Source organism: Mycobacterium sp., from assembly GCF_049280035.1.
Lineage (GTDB): Bacteria > Actinomycetota > Actinomycetes > Mycobacteriales > Mycobacteriaceae > Mycobacterium.
This window is the reverse complement of the sequence record NZ_JBAPPI010000631.1, coordinates 1-1,948: the sequence shown is the minus strand read 5'-3', so window position 1 is coordinate 1,948 and position 1,948 is coordinate 1. Positions and strand designations below refer to the sequence as shown.

Genomic DNA, 1,948 nt, shown 5'->3' with positions numbered 1-1,948 from the left:
ATGACAACCCGGGCGCGACGCGACGGGTCGGACTGGATCCTCAACGGCCGCAAAATGTGGATCACCAACGGTTCGGTCGCCGACGTCGCGATTGTGTGGGCGGCCACCGACGACGGGATCCGCGGATTCATCGTGCCCACCGATACGCCGGGATTTTCCGCCAACACCATCCACCACAAGCTCTCGCTGCGGGCGTCGATCACCAGCGAGTTGGTGCTCGACGACGTGCGGCTGCCCGACGACGCCGTGCTGCCGGAGGTAAAGGGCCTCAAAGGCCCGCTGGCATGCCTGTCGGAAGCACGCTACGGCATTGTCTGGGGCTCAATGGGCGCCGCGCGTTCGGCGTGGCAGGCCGCGCTGGACTACGCCACCCAACGCACCCAGTTCGGCCGTCCGATCGCCGGATTCCAGTTGACGCAAGCGAAACTCGTCGACATGGCCGTCGAATTGCACAAAGGCCTGCTGCTTGCGTTGCAGCTCGGGCGCCTTAAGGACAGCGTCGGACTGCTTCCCGAGCAGGTCAGTTTCGGCAAGCTCAATAACACCCGTGAGGCGATCGAGATTTGCCGAACAGCGCGAACGATCCTGGGTGGCAATGGGATATCGCTGGAATACCCGGTGATCCGGCACATGGTCAACCTGGAGTCGGTGCTCACCTACGAGGGCACCCCGGAAATGCACCAGCTGATCCTTGGCCAGGCGATCACCGGTATGGACGCCTTCCGCTGACAGGAGCATTCGAATGAGCGCACGCCTGCAGTACGCCGACGAGCATCGCCAGTTTCAAGAACTGGTGCACGATTTCGTGCAGCAGACCGTCGTCCCCGCCCATGAACAATGGGAGAAGGCCGGCTGTGTGGATCGTTCGCTCTTTACCGAAGCGGGAAAGCTTGGACTGCTGGCAATTTCGGTGCCCGAGGAATTCGGCGGGGCAGGCGTCGACGACTTCCGCTACAACGCGATCGTCGTTGACGAACTCCAGCGGGCAGGCGCGGCGGCCGAGGCTGTCACCTTGTCGCTGCAGAACGACATCGTGCTGCCTTATCTCACCGACCTGACCACACCCGAACAACAACAACGCTGGCTACCGGGTGTGGTGACCGGCGAGACGATCATCGGCATCGCGATGACCGAGCCGGGCGCCGGCAGCGACCTGGCCGGTATCCGCACCACCGCGGTACGTGACGGCGACCATTACGTCGTCAACGGCGCGAAGACGTTTATCTCCAATGGGCAGACTGGCGACTTGTTCATCATCGTGGTGCGCACTTCGCCCGACCGGCACAAGGGGCTATCGCTACTGGTCGTCGACCCGGACACGCCGGGTTTTTCCCGCGGCCGGAACCTGGAGAAAATCGGCCTGCACGCCCAGGACACCAGCGAGCTGAGCTTCACCGATATGCGGGTTCCTGTCGAAAACCTGCTCGAGGAGGAGGGCAGGGGCTTCTATCAACTGATGAACAACCTTCCGCAAGAGCGGCTTTCGCTGGCGGTGGGCGCGGTGGCTGCCGCCGAAGGGGTACTGGCCGAAACCCTCGACTACGTCAAGCAGCGAAATGCCTTCGGCTCCCCGATCTCTGGCTTGCAGAACACCCAGTTCGTGCTCGCTGAGCTGGCTACCGAACTCGATATCGCGCGAACCTATCTCGATGACTGCATCGCCCAACATCTGACCGGTGAACTCACCGCGGCCCGGGCGGCCCGGCTGAAATGGTGGACCACCGAACTGCAGGTCCGCACCGCCGACCGCTGCCTGCAGCTGCACGGCGGCTACGGCTATATGCGCGAGTACCCGGTGTCGCGCGCGTTCGTCGACGCCCGCATCCAAACGATCTACGGCGGAACCACCGAGATCATGAAGACGATCGTCGCCAAGGACCTCGGCATCTAGGGCACGGCGCTAGTAAGTATGGAACGGCCGGCCCTGTGGTTTCGCTGGGTCGTGGGT

General features: G+C 63.2%; 2 protein-coding genes. Both read left to right on the top strand.

From position 1 onward, the window contains the following. A partial coding sequence (locus WAN71_RS20215; RefSeq protein WP_422227033.1) for an acyl-CoA dehydrogenase family protein occupies window positions 1–729 on the top strand: 729 nt, incomplete at its 5' end. 13 nt (window positions 730–742) lie between these two features. Further along, window positions 743–1,891 carry an acyl-CoA dehydrogenase family protein gene (locus tag WAN71_RS20210; RefSeq protein WP_422227032.1) on the top strand — a complete coding sequence of 383 codons (1,149 nt, stop codon included), beginning with the start codon at window positions 743–745 and terminating at the stop codon, window positions 1,889–1,891. Window positions 1,892–1,948: the final 57 nt, after the last annotated feature.

What these genes read in the sequence shown, in the direction of transcription:
- WAN71_RS20210 (WP_422227032.1), top strand. Translation starts at nt 743, where the DNA reads ATGAGCGCACGCCTGCAGTACGCCGACGAGCATCGCCAGTTTCAAGAA.